We start from the raw sequence: 16,280 nt of genomic DNA, 5'->3' as shown, positions 1-16,280 counted from the left end.
CGAAAACCTGCGCCCATAGTCATTCCAACGGCGGTCGCCTTCCACGTCCGTCAGCTGATAACAAGAATTGGAGATGCCTGAAATGTCGAACAACGGTTATGAATCCGGTCGCCTGAACCTGCCATTCGTGGGTCACTGCACCTTTGGCAAATCCCCGGTGTGCACCGATTGGGACGCATTGGATGCGGACGTAGCGGTCCTCGGCGTGCCCAACGACATGGGCACCCAGTGGCGTTCCGGCGCACGCTTCGGACCACGCGGTATTCGTGAGGCATCGACCCTGTTTTCCTTCGGCCATGCCGGCGCCTATGACCACGAAGATGACGTCATGTACCTGACCGCCTCCGACGTGCGCATGGTCGACGTGGGTGATGCAGACATCGTGCACACCGACATGGTCACCAGTAACGAGAACACCGAATACGCCGTGCGCAAGATTCTGGATGCCGGTGTCATGCCGGTTGTACTCGGTGGCGATCATTCGGTTCACGCCCCGGTGATCAAGGCGTTCGAGGGCCGTGGCCCGATCCATATCATCCACTTCGATGCGCACCTGGACTTCGTCGACGAGCGCCACGGTGTTCGCTACGGCCATGGCAACCCGCTGCGCCGCGCGTCCGAAATGAACCACATCGTCGGCATGACCCAGATGGGTATCCGCAACGTGTCGTCGTCCAATCGCGACGACTACGAAGCAGCGCACGCGGCCGGCTCGAAGATCCTTTCGGTCCGTGATGTGCGCCGCCTCGGCGTCGAAGGTGTGCTGGCGTTGATCCCGCAGAACATCAACTACTACATCACCATCGACATCGACGGTTTCGACCCGTCCATCGCCCCTGGCACCGGCACCCCAAGTCACGGCGGCTTCCTCTATTACGAAGTGCTGGAAATCATCCAGGCCCTGGCCAAACGCAGCCAAGGCAACATCGTTGGCATGGATCTGGTGGAGGTTGCACCGGTCTATGACCCTTCCGGCATGACCTCGATTCTGGCGGCGCAACTGCTGCTCAACAGCATCGGTTTCATCTTCCACGAGCGGGCTCAAGCACGGCACGCCATGAGCGAATCCACCACGGCCACGGCGTGATCTGACCGCCGCACAGAGGGAATGAAAATGGACACGATCGTTAAGCAGTATTTGCAAAAATTTGGTGTATCCGAGGCCACCCAGACCTTCCTCAGCAAGGTTCAGAAGATGTTCATCGGTGGCGCCTTTGTCGAGGCCAGCGACGGGCAGACATCCGATGTTATCGAACCGTCGACCGAGGGCCTGATCACGCGTATTCCGATGGGCACTACCGAGGATTTGGACCGCGCGGTGCAAGCCGCCCGCGCACAGTTTGACGGTGGCGCCTGGCGTCAGGCCAAACCGGCAGAACGCGAACGGCTGATGCAACGCCTGGCGGACCTGATTGAAAGCAACGCCGCCGAACTGGCGGAAATCGAATCGATCGACATGGGCAAGTCAGTCGCCTTCGCGCGGGATGTCGATATCCAGGGCACGGTCGATACGCTGCGTTATTTCGCCGGTTGGGCGACCAAGCTGCATGGCCGAACCGTTGAACCGTCGCTGCCGGGCAATTACCTGGCTTATACCCGCAAGGAAGCGGTAGGTGTGGTCGGCGCCATCGTGCCCTGGAACTTCCCGCTGCAAACCATGGCCTGGAAGCTCGGCGCCGCCCTGGCAACCGGTTGCACCGTGGTGGTCAAACCCGCCGAACTGACTTCGCTGTCGGCCTTGCGCTTTGCCGAACTGGTGCAGGAAGCGGGCATCCCGGACGGGGTGATCAACATCGTGACCGGACGCGGCAGCGTAGTCGGTGCGGCCATGGCCACGCACCCCGGTATCGACAAGCTCACCTTCACCGGCTCGACCCCGGTCGGCCGTACCGTCGGCCGCGCCGCGCTGGACGAAATGAAGCGACTAACCCTCGAACTCGGAGGAAAATCACCGGTAATCGTATTGGCCGATGCCGACGTGCCGGCCGCCGCCCAGGCGATTGCCAACGGCGTGTTTTTCAACTCCGGCCAGGTGTGTGATGCCGGTACTCGCGCCTACATTCATCGCAGCGTCTACGACGAATTCCTGCGCGAACTGATCGCCTATACCCGCACGCTGAAAATCGCCCCGGGTCTGGATCCAGACTGCTTCATCAGCCCGTTGGTCTCGGCGTTGCAGAAGGAGCGAGTGACCGACTACATCGAAACCGGCAAGCAAGAAGGTGCTGAACTGGTCTACGGCGGCCAGCCAGTCGAAGGTCCCGGTTTCTTCGTTGAGCCGACCATTTTTGCCCATTGCCGCAACGACATGCGCATCGTCCAGGAAGAGATCTTTGGTCCGGTGCTGGTCACCGCACCGTTCGACGATGAAGAAGAGGCCTTGGCCCTGGCCAATGACTCGCCTTACGGCCTGGCGGCCGCACTGTATTCCAATGACCTTGGAAAGGTGCACAGCCTGATCCCACGGTTGAAAGCGGGTTCGGTCTACGTCAACGCCCACGGCACCCTCGACCCGTCGATGCCGTTCGGTGGCTACAAACAGTCCGGATTCGGCAAGGACCTGGGCGCGGAGCAGCTCGATTATCTGCTGGAGACCAAGGCGGTCTGGATCACGCTTCCCTGAGTCAAGGCTGACTCAAATCCCATGTGGGAGCGGGCTTGCTCCGGGCGGCGTTCCGACGAAGATGCCGGCACATTCAGCATCAATGTCGCCTGACACATCGCCTTCGCGAGCAGGCTCGCTCCCACAGGGGCGTTCACCCAAAGAATGCAGTTACCTCGTCATGATCTTCCAACAATAAGAGACCATCATGAACACTAACGCCAAGTCAGCCCTGAGCGTGTCGGTCCTGGACGACAAACCCGTCGTCGAAAGCCATTCGATTGACTTCATCCCGGAGAACGAGCGCACCGACAAACTGTCGAGCCAGGGCCCGTTCTGGTTCCTCGGCAATTTCACCTTCTTCACCATGACCATCGGCTTCGTTGGCCCGAGCGTCGGCCTGACCGCGCTCTGGACCACACTCGCCGGCACGCTGGGCATCATGTTCGGCACGCTGTTCATGGCGTTTCACGGCTCGCAAGGTCCACACCTTGGCTTGCCGCAGATGATCCAGTCGCGTGCGCAGTTCGGCTATCGCGGTGTGATCCTGGTGCTGCTGGCGACGCTGTTTGTGTTCGCCGGTTTCAACATCGTCAACCTGGTGTTGATGATGCAGGGGCTGCACACACTCTTCGGCTTCAACCCCGCGGTGATCGCGGTGGCGGTGACGATACCAGCGGCCGTATTGGCGATCCTCGGGCATGACTGGATGCACCGCAGTTTCAAATGGGCGTTGTACCTGTCGCTTCCGCTTTACGGCCTGGTGACGTTGGCGGTGCTGATGGGCTGGGTTCCCGATGCTGCGGTGCCGGTACTCGCAGCCGGTGAAGTGGCCCCGGCGCCATTGGGTTTCAACTGGACCGGTTTCATCGCCCAGTTCGCGGCAGCGGCGAGTTACAACATCGCTTACGCCCCGTATGTGTCCGACTATTCGCGTTACCTGCCGAAGAACACCTCCAGCGGCAAACTGATCGCGGTGGTGTTCCTGGGTGCGTCGTTGTCCGGAGCATGGATGATTTCCGTGGGTGGCTGGCTGGCCGATCACCTGCACTCAACAGACGTGCTGGTGGCCCTTGGGCAAGTCGGCAACACCGTGTCGCCACTGATGGGAACTGTGGTGGTGGTTGTCACGATCCTGGCGTTCCTGCCGGTCATCGCCATGAACATCTACAGCGCGAAGTTGACCACGCTGACCTGCGTCGACTCCATCAAGCACATCGAGCCGACGCGCAAGGCGCGCATCCTGGCGATTGGTTTCGTGATCCTGCTGCAACTGGGCGTGGCCCTGAGCATCCAGAGTTCGGGCAAAGGCTTGTCGGTGTTGGGCATTTATCTGGTGGTGATGCTGTACTTCCTGGTGCCCTGGACCTCGGTCAACCTGACCGACTACTTCTTCGTCCGCAAGGGTCGCTACGCCATCCCGCACTTCTTCATGCCCCACGGCAACATCTACGGCAGCTGGGGCCTGCGCGGCATCGCGGCGTATGCCATCGGCTTCATCTCGATGATCCCGTTCTTCTACATCTACGATGGTGTTGAACAGCGTGAAGTCTATGTCGGCCCGCTCGCCAAGGCGCTTGGCAGCATCGATATCGCCTGGCTGGTCGGGCTGATCGTGTCGGGGCTGGTGTACTACTGGTTCAGCCGCTCGATCGACCTCAAACGCGAAGAAATCGTCATCCAGTACATCGAAAAAACATCCCCGCAATACACCACCGGCGACACGTTGACCAAGCCGTCGTTGCCCGTTTTCAACGAATCGGCGGTCCGGAGATAATCATGGCTACGCAAAAATACGACTACATCATCATCGGCGCCGGCTCGGCAGGTTGTGTGTTGGCCAACCGCCTAAGTGAAGACCCGGCCACTTCAGTGCTGGTGCTGGAGTTCGGCGGCAGCGATCGCAGTGTGGTGATCCAGATGCCGAGTGCATTTTCGATCCCCATGAACACCAAGAAGTACAACTGGCGCTACGAAACCGAGCCAGAGCCTTTCCTCAACGGACGTCGCATTCACTGCCCACGGGGCAAGGTGCTCGGTGGTTCTTCGTCAATCAATGGCCTGGTGTATATCCGTGGCCACGCTTATGACTTTGACGAGTGGGAGTCGCTGGGTGCAGAGGGCTGGGGCTATCGCAATTGCCTGCCTTACTTCAAACGGGCCGAGCATTACGAGGAGGGCGGTGACGGCTATCGCGGCAGCACCGGCCCCTTGCACACCACCAACGGCAATCACATGAAAAATCCGCTGTACGGGGCCTGGGTAGAAGCCGGCGCCGAGGCGGGCTACATCAAGACCGAGGACTGTAACGGTTACATGCAGGAAGGCTTCGGTGCGATGCACATGACGGTGAAAAACGGCGTGCGCTGCTCCACGGCCAACGCTTACCTGCGCCCGGCCATGGGACGTCCGAACCTGACCGTGATCACCCATGCAATGACCCGTCAGGTCATCCTTGAAGGCAAGCGAGCCGTCGGCGTCATGTATGACCACGAAGGCCAGACGCATCAGGTCTTTTGCAACCGTGAGGTGCTGATTTCTTCGGGGCCTATCGGTTCGCCGCATCTGTTGCAGCGCTCCGGTATCGGTCCGGCCGAGGTCCTGCGCAAAGCCGGGATCGGCGTGCGTCATGAACTGCCGGGAGTAGGGGAGAACCTGCAGGATCACGCCGAGGTGTATATCCAGTTCGGCTGCAAGGAACCGGTGACGCTCAACAGCAAAATGGACCCGCTGAGCAAACTGTTGATCGGCCTGCGCTGGCTGTTGTTCAAGGACGGACTCGGCGCCACCAACCATTTCGAGGCCGGTGGTTTCATCCGCTCGGACAAGGGCCTGCGCTGGCCGGACATTCAGTTCCACTTTCTGCCCGCGGCCATGCGTTATGACGGTAACAAACCGATCAAGGGTCACGGCTTCATGGTGCTCACCGGGCCGAACAAACCCAAGAGCCGCGGCTATGTTCGGGTGCGCTCCGCTGACCCGTACGAGCATCCGCTGATTCAATTCAACTACCTGCAACGCGAAGAAGACCGCGAAGGCTTCCGCCGCTGCATCCGCCTGACCCGCGAGATCATCGGCCAACCGGCGATGGACCGCTTCCGCGACGGCGAAATAGCCCCCGGGCCACAGGTGAATACCGACGAAGAAATCGACGCCTTCGTACGTGAAAACCTCGAAAGCACCTACCATCCCTGCGGCTCGTGCCGTATGGGCGAAGACGAGATGGCCGTGGTCGATTCGGAGCTGCGTGTGCGGGGCATCGCGGGGTTGCGGGTGATTGACTCGTCGGTGTTCCCGACCGAGCCAAACGGCAACCTCAACGCACCGACCATTATGCTGGCCGAGCGGGCTTCCGATCTGGTTCGAGGGCGCACCATGCTGCCGGCGTCCGATGCGCCCGTCGGTCTGGTCCAGGATTGGGAAACCAGCCAGCGATCATCGTTGCCGGGACGCAATGTGAGGGTTTAGCCCCGACGGGTTAATCGCTCAGGAGAAGACATATAAAAAGGGCGCCTTCAGGGCGCCCGTTTTTTTTACTTCGCAGTACGTACAGGTGCTAGCTCATTTCAACACCAGCAAGCTATAAACTCCGCCCTCGCTTTCGATCCCATGGGTGTCATGGGTAAAACCCGGGAAGGATTTGTCGAAGGCTTCCAGCGCCTTGAGATAGGCCAGCAACGGCCCGTCCGCAGGCCCGGCGTTTTCACCCGGCATCAGCAATGGAATGCCCGGTGGATATGGCACGATCCCGGTCGCAGCGATGCGTCCGGCGGCTTCTTCGAGAGTCACCCGTTCGATGTCGTTTCTGACCAGTTTTTCGTAGGCCTCCACCGGGCTGAATTCGGCTTTCGGCAGTGTGCCGAACGCCTGGGCCATGTTGGCGGTGGTTTTGTGTTTCTTCATGGCCGCGAAGATTTCGTCGGCCAGGTCCTTGAGGCCCATGCCGGCGTAACGAGTCTGGTTGGCGGCCAGCAGATCCGGCAGGCACAGTTCCAGTTCGACGTTGTCGTCATAGTCGCGTTTGAAGTCGAGCAGGGCATTGAGCAAGGTGCCCCATTTGCCTTTGGTGATACCGATAGAGAACAGGAACAGAATGGTGAAATCGGTGGTTTTCTCGACCACGATGCCCTGACGTCCCAGGTACGCCGTGAGCACACAGGCCGGGATGCCCGAGTCGAGCAGGTTGCCGTCGTCGCCCATGCCGGGGCTGAGCACCGAGACCTTGATCGGGTCGAGCATGCAGTAGCCTTCTTCGATGTCACCGAAGCCGTGCCATATCGCGTTGGGATGCAGTACCCAGCAGTTTGGCTCGGTTTTCAAAAGCACCGGGTCGACTTCATGGAACGGCACGGTGGCCGCGCCAACCTGCACGGTCGGCGGCTGCCAGCAGGTAAAGAACCAGTCTTCCTTGCTCAACATCTCGTTGTGCATGCGCGAGACGACCTGGCGGAAACTGATGGCTTCTTCGATCGATTCGGTGGTGAGAATTTGCCCGCTGGGCGCTTCCATCATTGCCGAGCTGACGTCGCACGAAGCCATGATCGCGTAGTTCGGCGAAGTCGAGGCGTGCATCATGTACGACTCGTTGAAGCGCCCGTGATCGATCGGGTTGCGGCCGTTACGCACGTGAATCATCGAGGCCTGGGAGAGGGCGGCCAGCAACTTGTGGGTCGACTGGGTGGCGAACACGGTCGGCTTCGAGTCGTCGTGATCGTCCGGGCTGCCGTGCATGGCGTGGCGCTCGCGGTACAGCGGGTTGAAACGCGCATATCCGTACCAGGCTTCATCGAAATGCAGGCGATCGACGCTTTGCCCCAGCAACTTTTCGACGCGGGTGACGTTGTAGGTCAGGCCGTCGTAGGTGGAGTTGGTGATGATCGCGTGGACGGGTGTCGGGTCGATGCCTCGCTTGACCAGCGGGTTGTTGGCAATGGCCACTCTCACGCCTTCGGCGCTCAGGGTTTGCGGGAGGATCGGGCCGATGATGCCGTAGCGGTTTCGCGTCGGTACCAGGTACGTCGGAATGGCCCCGGACAGGGTCATAGCGTGCTCGGCGGACTTGTGGCAATTGCGGTCACAAAGGGCGATCTGATTACGCGTGACGCTGGCCATGAGGATGACGCGGTTAGACATCGACGAGCCGTTGGTGACGTAGTAGGTGCGGTGGGCGCCGAACACCTTGGCGGCGTAGCGCTCGCCCTGGCCGATGGGGCCGCTGTGATCGAGCAGCGAACCGAGTTCTCCGACCGAAATCGACAGGTCCGAACGCAGCAGGTTCTCGCCAAAAAACTCGTAGAAGGCGCGCCCCGCGGTGCTCTTCAAAAACGCTGTGCCGCCGGCATGTCCAGGGGTGTGCCACGAGTATTCATAGGTTCGGGAAAACTTCACCAGCGCCCCGAACATGGGGGGCAGCGCGGCTTGGCGATAACGTTCGATGGCCGCCAGGATGCGCCCGCTGAGGAAGCGACTGGTGTCCTCGGGCAGCCAGATGAAGTCATCGGCGTGTTGCATGACCACCAGCGGAATGCTCGACGCGGTGCTGCGGTCGCTAATCAGGAAAACCGGCACCCGGGTGTTGCGCTCACGCAGGCTGACGAGCAGTTTGATGCATTCCTCGTGGCCTTCGCTTTTGTCCATTTCCCAGCTGAGCAGCACGCATTGAATGGCCGGGTCCGAACACAGGATCGACGTGGCGTCGCTCAGGGTTTCCGACGCCAGCACATGAACGGCGCGTTCTTCTACATCATTGACCAACTGAGTCAGGGCGCGTCCGAAGACGGTGCGTTTGTCTGGCGGGCTGCTGACCAATAGCGCGAGCATCCCGAGCGTTTGTCTATATTCCGTCATAATTGAGCCTCCACGGTCACTGCTTGCAAGTTATTGACCGGCACCGGCTTACCCACGAGGTGCTGAGCGCTGACGGTCTGTGTCGGTACGCTGTTATTGAGCGCTTCGAGGCGGATCAGGCGGTTGTTGACGAAGCCAAACAGCGTGCAACCAAAGATCGTTGCCACGCCGCCGAGCATCAGCGCCTGAGCGCCCGAACTGTACAGCGCCAGGTAGCTGTAAGCCGCCGCCACCCACGCAATGATGTTGGTTATCAGCGCTGAGCCCGCCGGAACGTTGGATACTTTTTGAATGGTCATCAACGCGGCCATGGAGAGGATGTAGGGCACCAGGTTGGTGACCACCGCGAGGTTGACGAGAGTGTCGAACTGCTTGCTCAGGTCAGGGCTGATGGTGAGTAAAGCCAGCGCCGTCTGCACGGCCAGCAGCACCAGCATGCCGATAATGGGTGTTCCAGCCTTGTTGGACTTGGCAAAGATCGACAGGAAGTAACCGGTGTCCGCGGAGCTTTTGTAGACCTGAGCGATGGTGAATTGCCAGCCCAGCAGCGAACCGATGCACGCGAGGATCATCGCGGCCATCACAATGTCGCCGACCATAGGGGTGAACATCTTGGCAAAGACCAGCCCGAACGGTGCAGTGGAGGAGGCCAGTTCCGGGTTGCCGACGATACCGGCGATGACGTTGGTGGAGACGATGTAGATCACCGCCGCGCCGAGGGTGCCGCCGAGTACCGCAATCGGTACGTTCCTCTCCGGATTTTCCACCGCGTCGGTGTTGGCGCACGCCGACTCCAGGCCGAGGAATGCCCATAAGGTGATCGCCACCGATGCACCTGCAGCTTCTAGCCAGCCCATGTTGTGGGGGTTCCAGCCGGCGGCGTAGACACTGCTGTCGAACCAGAACCAGCCAATGGTGGACACCAGCACTACCGGCGCAATCACCCCCCAAACCGTAACCGCACCGATCCGGCCGGTAATCCGCGCGCCGCCGAAGTTGGCGAAAGTGGTGATCCACAACAGAGCGATGGTCGCCAGACCCACTTGCAGTGAACCCAGTTCAACATGGAACAGCTCCTGGATATAGCCGACCGCCGTAATACTGATGGCTACGTTGGCAATCAACAGCGAGAGGCCATAGGTGTAGTTCGTGATGTAGTTGCCCGCCTTGCCGAACGTATATTCGGCATAGCCGCCCATGCCCCCGGTCTTTCGGCTGAGCATCCCGCAGCGCGCAAAGGCATAGGCCAGCGCCAGGGAGCCGGTAGCCGTGATCAGCCAGGAAAGGATGGAAATACCGCCGACTTCTGCAAGCTTGGTGGGGAGTAGCACAATGCCGGAGCCCAACATGTTGACGGCGGTCAACATCGTCAGTTGCCCTACGGTCATTTTCTTTGCGACTGACATTCCGTTGCCTCATTCGTTGGCGGGAGAAGAGCGTTAGCTATAGCAAAGGATTGAATTGGCGCAGGAAACGTCCGTAAGACACGGAGAAAACAGGCTATAGCGCACTTAAGGCATTTTGCTGGCCCCGAAGACTGAATATTTTGACCAAAATCAATTTATTTTCAGTTAGTTGGGATCGAATGCAAATGCGGAATGTGATGGTTGCGCTGATTTCGTTAGGCCTGGCGAGCGTTGCCGCCTCTGTCCAGGCCAAAGAGCTGGCATCGAATGATCGTTACATTTGCAGCTGGGGCGCAGGTACTGCGGCGAGAGCCCAGGAACTCAAGCTGTCCGGGGTTTCACTGTATGCAGCGCGGCAGAAGTTACACACCTACAAATTCAGCAAGCCGTGGATGCACATGATGGCGATGGGCATTACCGAGCAGACCTATGACAGTCATTCGCGGATGAAACCCGCCGCCCTGCGCGAGAGCTTTTACGAGGAGTGCGTCCGGTACAAACTGGCGCGCAAATGACGAGGGCAGTCCGCCAAAATCCCCCGGACACGGCGCCTGCGCCGTACCGGGCGGGTTACGTCAGGCATTGGGTACTTCAGACCTTCCCTGAAGAGAGAAAACTATCGGGTTCTTCTCAGGTTTTTTGCCTTTAACCTCCTGAGCATGCCCATTACCGGCCGCAGGAGGGGCACCCTGTCAAAGATGGAAAGCTCATGCAGGTCCGTGCGCGAGGGCCTTTGATAGCCACAATTCCAGGTGAAATAGTAAGCCGAAATTTCTTTATTCTTATGAATAAGCGTATTGAGAGCAGCGTCATAATGCATCGGACCTCCGTCAGGATGTCCCGGCGGCCGCTCCAGAATCTGGAATAAAAAATCCCTCAATTTCCCAAAGCATTTCCCGTTTACAGCATAGAAATGGGCCAAATGTATTGGCCGGTCGACTGCTTTCCAAGCGGGCACGTTTGAATTTTCTTCAAACGGATGCCCGAAATAGACGATGTCCCACTCCATACCTTCCAGGGACTCGATGGCCTCTTTGCCATATTGAGAAATGTTTCTGGAAAACTGTATGTCGTCTTCCAGGATCAAGATATTTTTCAGATTCAGGCGCATTGCCTCTTCCAGCACCCCCAGATGACTCAAAAAGCAGCCTCTGACCCCGACGCTCGGGAAACCATTTCCCTCACTGGGCGTAACAGCCTCAAAAAAGCCTATTTTTTCATCATCAATGTGAAAACCGTTGCGAGTGAACTCTTCTACTGTTTCTAAACGGCGATCCTTTCTTGACGAGATATTGATGATTCTTACTCGATCAAAATACTCGATCACATTCATCTGTCAGGTCCTTAGCGCAGACAATCAGGGCAGTTGGATTGGGGAACCCGCAGAATTCGGAAAAAATCATACGCAAGCACTGCCGACATGAGGCAATCCCTTACGTCTTCCGGGTTGTGTCCGATTGAAGTACTCCTCATCAACCAGGCGTCCGGCGGTTCACTCGCGCAGCGTCAGAGTAGGGCCACTTTGTGCATTTCCTGACGGCTCGGCGTCAACTTCCATGACCTCAATCTGACAGGCTGGGTGCTTGGTGGTTGTCCGTTTTCTCTATCGACCCCGGATTGCAGTATAGGCAGCATTTTCGGATGGAGTTTTCGTCTCTTAAATCGGTGTGTAATCGATAGGTTCGCTGTTCTGTTCACTTAGGGTTGGGGGACATATCCGTTTCTGCGGTGATGGCGGCTGGCGGTTTCGCTCTTACAGCGAGTCCCTTTTTCAAACGCCAAAAAGGAACCAAAAGGCTTTGCCCCTCCATTCGGTGCCTCGCCTAGGCTCGGCATGCCCTCACTCCGGCATTGCTCCGGGGGCCCGCCGCCATCGGCCATCCATGGCCGGGGGCGGCTACCGCGGCATCCTTGCCGCGGTGCCCCCTGCGCAATACCTGCGTTCGGCCTCTGGGAAAGGGGCAAGCAGATCAAAAGACAAAGCCAAAGCCAAAGCCAAAGCCAAAGCAAGATCAACAGCACTCCAAGAAAGAGCTGCGAACACCCGCTTCTCACCACTCATCAGGCCGAGCGTTAGCTCGCCTGCAGCTCTTGATCTTGAGGTGCACGCCCCATCGAGAGGCCGAGTGGAGGTTCTGCGCAGTGGGCAACCCGGCATGGATGCCGGGTTAGCCGCCCCCGGCCATGGATGGCCGATGGCGGCGGGCCCACGGAGCAGGACCGGAGCGAGGGCATGCCGAGCCACAGCGAGGCACCGAACGAAAGGGGCAAGAGCCTTTGGTTACTTGGGGCTCTTCCAAGTGACCCGCTGTAAGAGCGGAACCATAAGCCGCCGTGACCGCAGAAACGGATATACACACAAAAAACAAAACACAACTCGGCCGCCTCGCTCTTGATCCAAAAGCCGCTACGCATGTGTGTACCTGAAAACAGCATCACGATAGCTCCGAGCATTTACCACTGACGCCAGCCCTTCGGCGGGGGGGGGGGCAAAGCGAAGTCTTCAAGGTCTCCTATACTGGATCGTTCCGAGAGTTTCCCTACCCTTCACAGCGAGGAGAACGCATATGACCATTCGAATTGGCGACGAAGCACCGGATTTCACCGCCGAAACCACCGAAGGCACGCTCCATTTCCATGAATGGATTGGCGACAAGTGGGCCATCCTGTTCTCACATCCGAAGGACTTCACCCCGGTCTGCACCACTGAACTCGGTTATATGGCAGGGCTCAAGCCGGAGTTCGACAAACGCAACACCAAGATTGTCGGTCTCAGCGTCGACCCGGTCGGCAACCATCAGACCTGGGCCAAAGACATCGAAGAAACCCAGGGCCATGCGGTCAACTACCCTATGATCGGCGACGAGAATCTGGTGGTGGCCAAGCTCTACGACATGATTCACCCGAACGCCAGTGGCGGCGCTCGTACTGCCGTGGACAACGCCACGGTGCGTTCAGTGTTCATTGTCGGCCCGGATAAAAAGATCAAGGCGATGCTGGTCTACCCGATGAGTGCCGGACGCAATTTCGATGAAGTGTTACGCCTGCTCGATGCTATCCAGTTAAACGCCAAACACACGGTTGCCACACCGGTGAACTGGCGTCCGGGTGAGGACGTGATCATTCCTACGTCGGTATCCGACGACGATGCCAGGAAGAAGTACCCGGATGGCTTCAAGACGGTGAAACCTTATTTGCGTACGGTGGCGCAACCAAAGTAATGGTCAGTCATTCATCCGGTCTTCAATCGCGATGCCTTTTGCGCGCATTGCATTGATCTGCTCGGCGCGGGTGCCAGGGAGGTTGAGCATGGTTCCTGGCGCGGCGCCGAGACTCCTACAGTGTTCCAGGGCTGAGAATGCACGGGGAGCCTTTACCTGCCATGCCGTCTTCATGCGTCAAAAACTCTCGACCGTCAGGTACTTTCAGAAAGTCACCGACAAACCCCACCTTTACAAGCGTCGTCGGCAGTCGAGCCCATGCCAGTGCCAAGGTGCTTCGTTGCCCGGTGCAAGGCGCTGCGCCGGGACGTGGGCCAGCACCCTGGTGCGAGCTGACGTCCAAGCGTGAAGCTATTTCACATGGATAGAATTCACGGGACTGACGTGCTTGTTGTGGCGTTATTTTGACGTCATCTCCCTAAAATGAAATTTCGATTTATTATTGTGACGGACCATTGACGTAATAGCGATGTGCTTATAGGCTCAATTTAGCCGATAAGATTCCTTCAACCGACAAACGAATAACCCCCTGCGCAAGGAGGCGGTGTTATGCGCTCAACACTTGTCATTAAATTTGTGTTGTTGTCAGTGATCCTGGATGGTGCAGCCGTTGCTAGTGCTCAGGCGACCAGTTTGGCCTATGAAATTAGTCGAATAAGCAGCGCTTGCGAGGAGTTAGGGCCTCAACTTTGTACTGCTCTCAAAGATCACGCGGGTGGCACACTGTTTACTTTTGGAAAGGGCCTTGGCTTGCCTTCATCGATCACTGATATTTACGTCGATGATGCCCATTCTGCGAAAGTTAACAGTGTCAATCATCGCGCTGACTCAGGCGTGGATGTATCCGTCAATTCTTCTTCCCGCGACGGATTAATGGCGGCGGTTGACAATAAGAAATTCAAAATTGATTCATCTCTCCAGGATAAAAGTCTGGTGGGGGCTTCGGATATCAACCAACACAATGCAGTACCGCTTTCTGCGGCAGCATGGTTATTTTCTTCCGCATTGATTGGTTTTATTGTGGTCGCCAACCGACGGAAGATATAGCGGGTTGTTAACGTTTTAGGTAATAAGGGTTATTTAGACGGTCACTCTGGTGACTGGATAGACACACAGCTTTATATATAGTTTTTGCGGATGATGTCTGTCATTGCAATGTAATTGTTGATATCAGTTAGTTGCGCTGGCAAACGTAGTCATCGTCAGGGTGACAGTGGCGCGGTTGAGCCGGTTCAAACGGGCATGATGTAGTTAATATTGGCGCGAAATATGTCGGGGGCGATTTTCTTGCTCCAACCTATTGTTAAATAACACGATTATGCTGTTTTGCACTAACGTTCCGGTTTCAGGTGTGTTGCATTGGCGGAATTGACCGCCCGCAAGCTCAAGGTGATTGCTGTTTAGTCGTTTCTTTGGCAGGAAATAGGCTAGAGTGATTTGACAAGGTTTTTTTTGTTCTAAACTCCTTGCATGGCTACTTAGACGGAGGGATCCCGATGTTCCGTTCATTGATACCTGTGCTCTGCGCGCTGGCCGTTTGGCCCAGCATTTCCAATGCCGTCGAAAAGGACGGGGCTTACCGGCTGAATCAGGGAGATAACCTTTCTATTTCCGTTTGGGGCGAAGACAAGCTTAAACAGGATGTACGCGTACTCCCCAATGGCAGCATTACCTTCCCGCTGGTAGGGCGAGTCGATGTTGAGGGGCTTGATACCACCGCTGTCGAGCAGCAAATCGCTGCCAAGCTTGAGAAATTCATACCTGATCCGCAGGTGAGCGTAGTCGTCACCGGCACCGAAGGTAATCTCGTCTACGTTCAGGGCAAAGTGCTGAAGCCTGGCACCGTGCATATGTCAGGTCAAACGTCAGTGCTGCAGGTAATAAGCATGGCGGGTGGGCTCGACAAATTCGCCGATAAAGACGACATTAAGGTCGTGCGGCTCAATGGGGCTAAACAAGAAATCCTGCGCGTCGACTACAGCGAGTTGATGTCAGGGAAAGACATGACCACCAATTTTCTACTTAAAGCCGGCGATACGCTGGTCGTGCCTTAGCCTTGCGCGAGGCACTAAGGATTATCTTGCTTGAATTTCGAACGACCGGGATTGCGACGGCAATCCTGGCTTTGTCGTGTTCGGACATGGCCTATGCTGCTACTTGGCAATCAGCTATAGCAGTGCCTTCGACGGTCGAGTACGACAGCAATCCACTGCTGCTCACGAGTGATGAGAAAGGGGTGACCCGCACCATCATCGCCCCCGATTACAGCCTCGTGGGTACTTCCGGACGGGATGAGTTCCAGTTCGGTCTCGGATTAAACATCGTGCGTTCGTCGGATACGTCCGTCGTTTCGGACCGTGAAGATCCCAGGTTAAACCTAGGGTGGCAGCGCGCGACCGAAACGGGTGCTTTTGGACTCACGGCGAGATATGAAGAAAACTCTACGCTTTCCACGGTGGTTCAGGAAACCGGCGTAGTTGCCTCCGATGGCACGCAAAAGATGTATTTGGTGGGCGGCAACTGGAGCACTGCTCTCAGCGAGCGAAGTACCCTGGTTAACGAGACTGACTACACTCATATCACTTACGATGTTGCTTCTCTGACCAACTATGACGAGCTGGCGACCCGCTTCAGCTGGAACTATGCATGGAGTGAGCAGGTCGAGCTGTTCACCCGTTTGGGCGTGAGGCGCTATGAGCCGGAAAAGGGGTCTGCGGTGGCTTCCTCGAACAGCTACACCCCCACGGTCGGCTTGAATGTCGAATTCTCCGAGCGACTTAAGGGGACGGCCTACGCGGGTCTCAACCAAGTCTCCGGCACAGGTAGCGGCCCCAAAGGCCAGGGCGGTTTATTGTTGCAATATGCCGGTGAGCGTATTGATACCAGCATCGACGCCAGTCGTAGCACTCTCGCCAGTGGGGACGGTGGTTTCGTCGAGGTTGATGCCCTGAGGGGGACATGGAGCTATGCCGTCGACGAGACCCGACGCACCGGTCTCGATGCCTCCTGGCAAGACGCCAAAGGCCGGACGCCGAATACCCTGCGAAATTACAGTGCCTGGTTTAGCCAAGAACTCTCGCCTTTTTGGATTGCACGCCTATCCTACACATACAAACAACGCCAGCAAGATGGCTTGCCGGATGCCACTGCAAACGTCGTCGGGCTGACGTTGACCTATAGTTATCCCGGTCTCTGAAATTCAGC

Annotated in this window: 13 protein-coding genes; 9 read left to right on the top strand and 4 right to left on the bottom strand. The window is 57.5% G+C overall.

What is annotated here, in order from left to right; all coding sequences use genetic code 11:
- Positions 1-82: 82 nt before the first annotated feature.
- The 4 genes from speB (at position 83) to betA (ending at position 6,070) form a co-directional block, all read left to right on the top strand.
- Positions 83-1,087: an agmatinase gene (gene speB / locus PMI27_RS19125; protein ID WP_008146747.1), complete on the top strand. Its 1,005-nt coding sequence runs from the start codon at positions 83-85 to the stop codon at positions 1,085-1,087.
- Positions 1,088-1,114: 27 nt separating this feature from the next.
- A complete protein-coding gene (locus tag PMI27_RS19130) occupies positions 1,115-2,623 on the top strand; it encodes an aldehyde dehydrogenase family protein (RefSeq protein WP_008146745.1) in 1,509 nt (502 codons plus the stop codon).
- A gap of 187 nt (positions 2,624-2,810) precedes the next feature.
- On the top strand, positions 2,811-4,379 hold the full coding sequence (locus PMI27_RS19135; protein WP_008146743.1) for a purine-cytosine permease family protein: 1,569 nt from the start codon (positions 2,811-2,813) through the stop codon (positions 4,377-4,379).
- A 2-nt stretch (positions 4,380-4,381) separates the two neighbouring features.
- Entirely contained in the window at positions 4,382-6,070 is a 1,689-nt protein-coding gene (gene betA / locus PMI27_RS19140; RefSeq protein WP_008146741.1) for a choline dehydrogenase, read from the top strand.
- 93 nt (positions 6,071-6,163) lie between these two features.
- Here betA and PMI27_RS19145 read toward each other — a convergent pair whose 3' ends face one another.
- Positions 6,164-8,449 (bottom strand): Orn/Lys/Arg decarboxylase N-terminal domain-containing protein, encoded by a 2,286-nt coding sequence (locus tag PMI27_RS19145; protein WP_008146739.1) that lies wholly within the window; start codon positions 8,447-8,449, stop codon positions 6,164-6,166.
- Positions 8,446-9,855 carry a putrescine-ornithine antiporter gene (potE, locus tag PMI27_RS19150; protein WP_008146737.1) on the bottom strand — a complete coding sequence of 470 codons (1,410 nt, stop codon included), beginning with the start codon at positions 9,853-9,855 and terminating at the stop codon, positions 8,446-8,448. Before potE ends, PMI27_RS19145 begins: the two co-directional genes overlap by 4 nt.
- Positions 9,856-10,040: 185 nt before the next feature.
- On the opposite strand from potE, the gene PMI27_RS19155 reads away from it, so the two are divergent.
- Positions 10,041-10,370 (top strand): hypothetical protein, encoded by a 330-nt coding sequence (locus PMI27_RS19155; protein WP_008146735.1) that lies wholly within the window; start codon positions 10,041-10,043, stop codon positions 10,368-10,370.
- A 101-nt stretch (positions 10,371-10,471) separates the two neighbouring features.
- On the opposite strand, the gene PMI27_RS19160 is transcribed toward PMI27_RS19155, so the two are convergent.
- Positions 10,472-11,188, bottom strand: a complete 717-nt coding sequence (locus PMI27_RS19160; RefSeq protein WP_008146733.1) for a glycosyltransferase family 25 protein — start codon at positions 11,186-11,188, stop codon at positions 10,472-10,474.
- A gap of 1,234 nt (positions 11,189-12,422) precedes the next feature.
- Between PMI27_RS19160 and PMI27_RS19165 the strand changes: the two genes are divergently transcribed.
- Positions 12,423-13,076, top strand: a complete 654-nt coding sequence (locus PMI27_RS19165; RefSeq protein ID WP_008155786.1) for a peroxiredoxin — start codon at positions 12,423-12,425, stop codon at positions 13,074-13,076.
- Positions 13,077-13,079: 3 nt separating this feature from the next.
- Here PMI27_RS19165 and PMI27_RS31870 read toward each other — a convergent pair whose 3' ends face one another.
- The gene (locus tag PMI27_RS31870; RefSeq protein ID WP_008155785.1) at positions 13,080-13,250 is read right to left on the bottom strand and encodes a hypothetical protein; all 171 of its coding nucleotides are present in this window, start codon (positions 13,248-13,250) and stop codon (positions 13,080-13,082) included.
- A 375-nt stretch (positions 13,251-13,625) separates the two neighbouring features.
- Here PMI27_RS31870 and PMI27_RS19170 point away from each other — a divergent pair, with 375 nt between their 5' ends.
- The 3 genes from PMI27_RS19170 to PMI27_RS19180 all read left to right on the top strand — a co-directional run bounded on the left by PMI27_RS19170 (position 13,626) and on the right by PMI27_RS19180 (position 16,272).
- The gene (locus PMI27_RS19170) at positions 13,626-14,123 is read left to right on the top strand and encodes a hypothetical protein (protein WP_008155783.1); all 498 of its coding nucleotides are present in this window, start codon (positions 13,626-13,628) and stop codon (positions 14,121-14,123) included.
- A gap of 449 nt (positions 14,124-14,572) precedes the next feature.
- The gene (locus PMI27_RS19175; RefSeq protein WP_008155781.1) at positions 14,573-15,130 is read left to right on the top strand and encodes a polysaccharide biosynthesis/export family protein; all 558 of its coding nucleotides are present in this window, start codon (positions 14,573-14,575) and stop codon (positions 15,128-15,130) included.
- An 86-nt stretch (positions 15,131-15,216) separates the two neighbouring features.
- Entirely contained in the window at positions 15,217-16,272 is a 1,056-nt protein-coding gene (locus PMI27_RS19180; RefSeq protein ID WP_050595035.1) for a hypothetical protein, read from the top strand.
- The last annotated feature ends 8 nt before the right edge of the window (positions 16,273-16,280 follow it).

This window comes from Pseudomonas sp. GM41(2012) (assembly GCF_000282315.2).
GTDB lineage: Bacteria > Pseudomonadota > Gammaproteobacteria > Pseudomonadales > Pseudomonadaceae > Aquipseudomonas.
Note: the sequence above shows the minus strand (reverse complement) of the source record. Positions and strands in the feature narration are given on the sequence as shown.

Bases quoted from the DNA above. Each gene is read 5' to 3' on its own strand.
- speB (WP_008146747.1), top strand. From the start codon at position 83: ATGTCGAACAACGGTTATGAATCCGGTCGCCTGAACCTGCCATTCGTG.
- PMI27_RS19130 (WP_008146745.1), top strand. From the start codon at position 1,115: ATGGACACGATCGTTAAGCAGTATTTGCAAAAATTTGGTGTATCCGAG.
- PMI27_RS19135 (WP_008146743.1), top strand. From the start codon at position 2,811: ATGAACACTAACGCCAAGTCAGCCCTGAGCGTGTCGGTCCTGGACGAC.
- betA (WP_008146741.1), top strand. From the start codon at position 4,382: ATGGCTACGCAAAAATACGACTACATCATCATCGGCGCCGGCTCGGCA.
- PMI27_RS19145 (WP_008146739.1), bottom strand. From the start codon at position 8,449: ATGACGGAATATAGACAAACGCTCGGGATGCTCGCGCTATTGGTCAGC.
- potE (WP_008146737.1), bottom strand. From the start codon at position 9,855: ATGTCAGTCGCAAAGAAAATGACCGTAGGGCAACTGACGATGTTGACC.
- PMI27_RS19155 (WP_008146735.1), top strand. From the start codon at position 10,041: ATGCGGAATGTGATGGTTGCGCTGATTTCGTTAGGCCTGGCGAGCGTT.
- PMI27_RS19160 (WP_008146733.1), bottom strand. From the start codon at position 11,188: ATGAATGTGATCGAGTATTTTGATCGAGTAAGAATCATCAATATCTCG.
- PMI27_RS19165 (WP_008155786.1), top strand. From the start codon at position 12,423: ATGACCATTCGAATTGGCGACGAAGCACCGGATTTCACCGCCGAAACC.
- PMI27_RS31870 (WP_008155785.1), bottom strand. From the start codon at position 13,250: ATGAAGACGGCATGGCAGGTAAAGGCTCCCCGTGCATTCTCAGCCCTG.
- PMI27_RS19170 (WP_008155783.1), top strand. From the start codon at position 13,626: ATGCGCTCAACACTTGTCATTAAATTTGTGTTGTTGTCAGTGATCCTG.
- PMI27_RS19175 (WP_008155781.1), top strand. From the start codon at position 14,573: ATGTTCCGTTCATTGATACCTGTGCTCTGCGCGCTGGCCGTTTGGCCC.
- PMI27_RS19180 (WP_050595035.1), top strand. From the start codon at position 15,217: ATGGCCTATGCTGCTACTTGGCAATCAGCTATAGCAGTGCCTTCGACG.